Genomic DNA, 7,081 nt, shown 5'->3' with positions numbered 1-7,081 from the left:
GTCACAGTGATTGCGTTTTTTGGGAAATAAGGTATTACAAAAGGCAGGGCGGCGATTGTCACACCGATATGAAGTATCCCGCGAAACAAAAGTATCAGGGTCGCTTTGCCCGGAGATATGTTTTTTTTGTGAAAAATGTACATTTGAACAGGAAGACCGCCTGTCTGAAATGGTGTTACGGTCGCAAGAAAAATGCCCGATATGATGACTTCAAGCGCCGTCCAGAGTTTTATCCTCTCCCCTGCGCCTATGACGAGTAATTTTGTCCTCAAAGCGTCGAGGATAGTCGCAAGAAACCACAGTCCGAAAGATATGAGAAGAAATATCGGGTTTATGTTTCTGAATATCTCCAGAATTGATTCTTTTGTAGCGTTTTTGAGGGAAAAGAAGAATATAAGAAGCAAGGTGATCAATGTAATAGTCAGGAAAAGCCTGAAACCAATTTTTATCTGCTTTGAAAGGTTACCAGGCAATTAAAAAAGAACCCCTGCTGAAAAATAAAAGTCGAGACTGTCTGATTGGAAATTATCCGCTGGTCCCCATAAAGCCGATGACAAGAAATATTTTTGATAATTTAAAGAAAGCCCGAAAGAAGCGATTTTTTCGTCTTCTCTGCAGGCGTATCCCGAATAGCTAATAATTGGTCCGTAACCGGCTTTAAGGCAAAAGTGATGTGAAATATCTTCGTCAATTTCCCAATAAACTATGTCGTATGCCGTGGAAAAGTGTTTCGAGAAAAATGATACGCCGGCTCTGTATTGAGCGGGAAGATCAATTTCATCCTTGAAGACTTTTCCAAAAAGGTTTTTGGCGCTGACGCCAAGGGCGATGCCGGGAATACAAAGAGCCATTCCCGCGTCGGCATAGACGCCATGGGCCGGAAAAGATTTTATTATGAGGGAATCGCTGAAAAATTGACCTGAGTCCGGATAAGAAACTTCACGGTATGAGAAATGCGAATATTTGATGGTGCCGCCTATTGAAAAGCAGTATATATCGGAGTCTCTCATCGCAAAAGACATTCCCGCTTCATCGGCTCTGAAATGCGCGTCAATGCGCCTTCCGTCTGCTATGGTGTCCATTACCCGTGCTTCAAGAATTCTCCAGAAATAAGCGTTCTGAGGGGTGTAGGCGAGAATGGAGTTTATATACGTGCCTTCAGGAGTCGAAAATTCTCCAAACCCTTTCCAAGGTTTGTCGTTCTTCTGATAAAAAGAGACCAATAACGCAGATTTATTTGAAAAAACGAGCATAGCGGGATTGTAATAGACTGGATCTTCACAGAGAGCCGTTCCGGCTCCCCCGCATGAAAGAGCTGTCGCGGAAGAAGGCATTCCGTAAAAGCCGGAATTTTCGAATAAAAACGAAATCGCAAGAAAAAATGTCAAAAACATCAAAAAATGCTATCATTTAAGGTTGATTATAGCAACTTAAAATAAAAAGTTGCTTATATCAACTTAAAAGTTGATTGTATCAACTAAGTTGTTTATATCAACTTAAAAGAAACGAAAATAATTTTTTATGAAATTTCTGAAAAAAGGAGTCACCCATGAAGATGGCGTTTTTTTTAACGGTTTTTTTACCGGTATATTTGTCGAGCGCTACAATAAACACCGAATTCAGTTTTCAGGAACCTCAGAATTATCTTTATACCGATCCTTTCGGTTTCGGGTATGATTTAATCTGGATGCCCGGCAGTCCTGTCATCTCTGAGCCTTCACATCCCATGGTTTATGGAGAGACGAGAATTTTCGAATTGCCCAAAGGATTTAAAATGGAAAGCGTGGTCATCTCCTTCGTGGAAACGCGTCTTTTGGGTGAAAATGTTGAACTGCCGCCGGATCAGGGCACTCAACCCATGAGTTTTACAAGAAAACCATACACAAATCCGAACCCTGAGATTTACGGGAGGGACGCCCTTTATCCGGATCAAAACCTCGTATCTTTTGTTCAGGGAAAAGCGGGTGAAAAAAATCTTCTCGCTCTTGTTTTTTCGCCGCTTCAATACAACCCATTGAGGAAAGATGTTTTTTTCTCTGAAAAGATTTACGTTGAGATTCACGGGGAATACACCTTAAACCCAATAACCGACGGGCGGAGTGTCTCAGACACTGATATGGTCATAGTGACGTCGGCGAATTTTACCGCCGCGGCTGAAAGCCTTGCCTGTTTTCACAGGCAAAACGGGATGAACTGTTCGGTAAAGACGACGGCTTATATAGATCAAAACTTCACCGGAAGGGATATCCAGGAGAAAATAAGGAATTTTCTGATTTCAACTCACAACGACAATTCAACAAAGTATCTTCTAATCCTCGGTAATTGGCAGTCGGTACCCGGAAGGTATTGTCATATCGAAATGCAGAGCCTGTCCGAAGACATTCCCTCCGATTTGTACTATTCAGATTTAGACGGCACCTGGGACGAAGACAACGACAACATCTTCGGAGAGCCGGAAGACAATATAGATTTTTTCCCCGACATATACGTCGGGAGAGCCGCGGTCAGTTCGTCAACCCAAGCTCTTCAGTTTTTTGAAAAGGTTAAAAACTATTACAGAGCTGATTCGTTAAACTACCCCCAGAACATGATAATGGTAGCGAGTTTTCTCGACGCAGAGACAGACGGTGGGATCGCCAAAGACTATATTGACGACAGACTTATAAGTCCTTCTTTTATCGTCCACAAACTCTACGAATCACTGTCCAACCTCACCGTATCGTCTCTGCAGGACACGGCTGACAGATACGGTTTCTCATACTTAAACCACATTGGTCACGCTGGAACGAACTCCATGCAGTGCGGCCCGGATTATTTAGGGAAAAATGACGTCGACGCGTTAGCGAATTTTTCCAAATACGGCGTCGTTTATTCTACTGGCTGCTGGGCTGCTTCTTTCGACGACGACTGCGTGGGCTGGCATTTCGTACTAAATCCGACCGGAGGGGGCATCGCTTTCATAGGCAATTCGAGATACGGCTGGTTCACTCCCGGATTCCCGGGTTGCGGTAGCTCGGAAGTGATAGATTATAATTTCTTCAAAACCGTTTTCCTGGACGGCGAAGATGTTTTGGGCGACGCATTCGCCTTGCACAAAATTCCTTATATCGCTCTCGCTCAAGAGCAGAACGATTTCAGATGGCTGATGTTCGTTTTGAATCTTCTGGGTGATCCGTCTTTGTCTCTGCGTACTGAAACGGCTTTGGTTGATCCGCAAATTTTTCTTTCGGGTACGATTTTCCCTGAGCCCAGCGGCACAATCAATGTTTTGGTAAAAGAGAATTCGGGAGCCCCCGTAGAAGGTGCAATCGTCGCATTATCACAGGCAGGAAATCTGATCTGCAATTCTCAGACGGACGCATCCGGAGCCTGTTTCCTGCGTTACGAAGGCGTAAGTTCAGGTGAAGGCAAAGTGACAGTAAGCGGAGTGAATTTAGCCCAAACCAGCCAAAACATCCAATTCGGTTCTTCTGCTTTGAGAATTCAGTTGGATTCCATGTTTTATTTTGACACCCTTCCTCACTGCAACGAAGACGGAAGGTTCTCGTCAGGAGAGACTCTTGACTTTGTTATATATGTTCAAAACACCGGCAGTTCAACCCTTTCCTCAGTCGTCGGTGAGCTCGATTCAGACAGCGGATTCGTCGGTTTCCTCACAAGTTTAGACACTATTTCTTCACTCGCCTCCGGAGCAAAAGCTTCCCTGCAATTCAGAGTTTTCACTGATTTGGGGGTGAATAACGGAACCCCTATGAATTTAACCCTGCATATTTGGGCTTCTTCTTTAGCGGACACCTATTATCTTCCCGCAGTCGTAGAGAATCCCCAGATGAGCTGTGTCGGAGTTTCATGCGAAGACACGGTAAACGGCAACGGCAACGGATTTTTCGAACCTGGTGAGACCGCACTATGGAAGTTTTACTTTGTCAACGAAGGCTTTTCAGACCTTTTCTCTGGACAGACGACTGTCGCGCTAAACACCTCATCCGTCTCCGTCGCCGATCCTATCGCCAGCCATGACAGAATAGTTGTGGGGGACACAGTCCTTTTCCATTACACAATGACGGCGGGATCAACTATCCCTAATGAGTTTGAGGCGAATTTCAGTTTTGTTTCAGGAAACCTTCCTGTGCCCGACGAATACTCGGTCAACCTTACGACAGGCGTCTTCGGTTTCACAGACGACGTAGAAGGGGACACTGCTTACTGGGTGCATTCCGGCGATCTCGACCTTTGGCACGTTTCCTCACGCCGTTATTCATCTGCATCTCATTCCTGGTATTGCGGTTATGAAGCCTCTGGGCAGTATCCTCCAAACTTCACCGACACTTTGGAAACTGTGGCGCTTAGGGCGGGGGAAGGCATGTCGCTCGCTTTCTGGCACTGGTATGAAGCTGAAGGAGGTTATGACTACTGCATAGTCCAGTCCGTCGAAAACGGGCAATGGACGAATTTGGCCACATATTCGGGGAGTTCCGAGGGTTGGGTCCATGAGGAAATTCCTTTTGAAATATCTGGCGATTCGTTCAATCTAAGGTTCATTTTTTATTCCGAAGACAATACGAACCAGTATGAAGGATGGTATATAGACGATGTATGTGTTAAGCGCGAGGTGACTGTCGGAGTCGAAGAGGAACCTGTCACCGCAGTCCCGTCCCTTCAGTACTCCGGTCCTTTCATCAACGGGGAATGGAAGATAAGTTTGACCCTGAACGATGGAGCGAATGTCCGTTTGGCGCTTTTCGACATTTCAGGAAGAGTCGTGAGGTCTTTGCACGAAGGTTATTTGAGGGCTGGAACCAGCAGTTTCGGGGTTCCTCAGAATTTGCCATCAGGGGTCTACTTCCTCAAAGTGGAAGGCGGATCACTCGACCGGAGCATTAAACTTATGAAGACTATCTGAGAAAAATGAAAACACTGGGAATTGTCGGTTCGACAGGCGCTGTCGGGAAGAAAGCGATTGAGATAGTTTTAAAAAGATCTCTCAACTTGGAAATAAGGGCGTTTTCTTCGTATGGGGGCGGCAGGGAAGTTTCTGGAATACCCGTCGAGGAGCTTGATGCTGTCCCCAAAAATCTCGATTTCGCTATATTCTCAGCGGGTTCAGATGTTTCAAGGAAATGGGCAAAAAAATTCGCCGAGAGTAAAATCGTCTGTATTGACAACACATCGGCTTTCAGGATGGAAAAGAACATCCCCCTGATAGTTCCCTCGGTCAATTTCAACGACATAGGTAAAGGCGATTTTCTGATCTCAAACCCGAACTGCGCGACCATTCCTGTAGTAATGGTTCTGAAAAGTTTCAAGGAAAAGCTGACAGGTTTCCACGCGGTCACTTTTCAGTCGGTTTCTGGAGCCGGCAGGAGGGGTATTGAAGCTTTGGAAAAAGAGAGAATTGGAGGAAATTTTTCTTCTTCGCCTTTTTCGACAAAAATATTCGACAACATAATCCCCCTTATCGGCGGACTCGACGAAACTGGTAATTCTCAAGAAGAAACAAAGCTCGTAAACGAATCGAGGAAAATTCTGCACAGAGACGATTTAAAAATATCGGCTTTTTGTGTGAGAGTGCCTCTTGGAATCGGCCATTCTGTCGTCCTCAATCTTGAGGGAGAAAATCTCAGCGCGGAAAAGGTCATATCATATATAAAAAACGACAAAGATGTTATTTACAAGGAAGTGCCGACTCCCCAAGACATAAAAGACACCGACGATGTCATCGCAGGACGAGTCAAGGATGAAAGGGGATACCCCGGGCTTGTCAGCCTGATTGTCTGCGCGGACAATTTAAGGGTTGGCGCCGCTACAAACGCTGTAGATATTCTTGAAAAGATGATCATGTGATTATTTTTTTAGTTTCCATGCCCTGAAAAAATTTTCTCGCGACCTGTCGAAAGTCTTTTCGTATTCCGGCGGGAAAAAACAGCCGGGCAGCTCACCCAATTCTCTGTGATAAGCCACGCATTCACAGCATATACCCTTTTTGGAGCATGGATAGGTGCATATACAAGACTCTAAATTTTCTCTTTTTTTACATTCCATTCAACTCTCCCGTAAAAAGGTAAGGTTTTATCTTTTCGAAAAGCGCTTCTCCTATTCCTGTTATCTCGCGGAGATCATTGAGGTCTTTGAAACCTCCTATTTCGCCACGTTTTTCGATAATTCTTTGGGCGAGGACGGGGCCTATCCCCGGAATTCTGTCGAGAAGTTCGGATGTAGCCCTGTTGACGTCCAAGGGGAATATGTTTACTTTCAAAGTGTCGGGCTCAAGTGTCAGAGAATTGGCGTGCTCAATTTCACTGTGTTGTGAGCTTTCCCTGGACCAAGAGATAAACGCGGTGTGTGTGTATCCGAGATCCGTGTGATTTGAAATTCCGTAAAAAGGGGTGATACTTGATACGTTTATACCGAATCCCAGGGCGAATTCGCCGGGTTTGTCCGTGTAATCACCTACAAAATAGATTGAGCCCATGTCTAAACAGAGCGAAAAGCTCTTTCTGATTTCTTGTGCTTTTGAAAATCCAATCCGGACGCTCGCCTCTTGAACAGGCGAGAATATTACATGGCTTTTTATGTTTATTTCGGGTCTGTTCGATGAAGTTCCGTATGTTGTGGCGAGTATGTTTTCGGCTGCAAGTCCCACGCCCAGATAGTCAGAGATTTCTGTCCAACCGAAAAGGTCAATACTCCACACGGCTTTGCTTCCGTAGTTTTTTATTGAGAGAAACATGGGTTTGAGTCTGATACCCAGAGATTGATTTTTTAAAGAATAAGACGCCGATAGACCGGTAGTTATCTCCCTGTATAAGCTGTTTCCGAACTGACTGGCGAAAAGGGAAGCTGAATAAGGTTTTTTTGTCCAGGTAAGTGATGCGGAATAGAGGTTTAATTCGCTCATGGAATATAGCTGTGTAAAACAGCAAGAAGCTCTAATCCCGTCTGGCATGGGAATTGAAGGGTTCAAAAAGACATTGAAGTGAGAATTCCTGGATACAGGGCTGTATATTTTAGGTATAGGGTTTAATTCGAATGCCGAGTATAGTAAAAAAAATATCAACATTATAAGTTTACCGCCTTTTTC

General features: G+C 44.7%; 6 protein-coding genes. 2 read left to right on the top strand and 4 right to left on the bottom strand.

The window, feature by feature from the left end:
* On the bottom strand, positions 1–473 hold a 473-nt coding region (locus tag JXA84_08600; GenBank protein MBN1151261.1), incomplete at its 3' end, for a flippase-like domain-containing protein.
* Positions 474–1,394, bottom strand: a complete 921-nt coding sequence (locus tag JXA84_08595; GenBank protein ID MBN1151260.1) for a hypothetical protein — start codon at positions 1,392–1,394, stop codon at positions 474–476.
* Positions 1,395–1,549: 155 nt separating this feature from the next.
* Here JXA84_08595 and JXA84_08590 point away from each other — a divergent pair, with 155 nt between their 5' ends.
* Positions 1,550–4,903 carry a T9SS type A sorting domain-containing protein gene (locus JXA84_08590; GenBank protein MBN1151259.1) on the top strand — a complete coding sequence of 1,118 codons (3,354 nt, stop codon included), beginning with the start codon at positions 1,550–1,552 and terminating at the stop codon, positions 4,901–4,903.
* A gap of 5 nt (positions 4,904–4,908) precedes the next feature.
* Positions 4,909–5,844: an aspartate-semialdehyde dehydrogenase gene (locus JXA84_08585; GenBank protein MBN1151258.1), complete on the top strand. Its 936-nt coding sequence runs from the start codon at positions 4,909–4,911 to the stop codon at positions 5,842–5,844.
* Here JXA84_08585 and JXA84_08580 read toward each other — a convergent pair whose 3' ends face one another.
* Together JXA84_08580 and JXA84_08575 are read right to left on the bottom strand one after the other, a co-directional pair.
* Positions 5,845–6,042, bottom strand: a complete 198-nt coding sequence (locus tag JXA84_08580) for a hypothetical protein (protein ID MBN1151257.1) — start codon at positions 6,040–6,042, stop codon at positions 5,845–5,847.
* Positions 6,032–7,081: helix-hairpin-helix domain-containing protein (locus JXA84_08575; GenBank protein ID MBN1151256.1), on the bottom strand; the 1,050-nt coding region annotated here is incomplete at its 5' end. The genes JXA84_08575 and JXA84_08580, both read right to left, overlap by 11 nt.

Source organism: candidate division WOR-3 bacterium, assembly GCA_016926475.1.
In the GTDB taxonomy this organism is placed as follows: Bacteria; SDB-A; SDB-A; order SDB-A; family SDB-A; genus JAFGIG01.
Note: the sequence above shows the minus strand (reverse complement) of the source record. Positions and strands in the feature narration are given on the sequence as shown.

Coding starts and splice junctions, on each gene's coding strand:
- JXA84_08595 (MBN1151260.1), bottom strand. CDS start 1,394: ATGTTTTTGACATTTTTTCTTGCGATTTCGTTTTTATTCGAAAATTCC.
- JXA84_08590 (MBN1151259.1), top strand. CDS start 1,550: ATGAAGATGGCGTTTTTTTTAACGGTTTTTTTACCGGTATATTTGTCG.
- JXA84_08585 (MBN1151258.1), top strand. CDS start 4,909: ATGAAAACACTGGGAATTGTCGGTTCGACAGGCGCTGTCGGGAAGAAA.
- JXA84_08580 (MBN1151257.1), bottom strand. CDS start 6,042: ATGGAATGTAAAAAAAGAGAAAATTTAGAGTCTTGTATATGCACCTAT.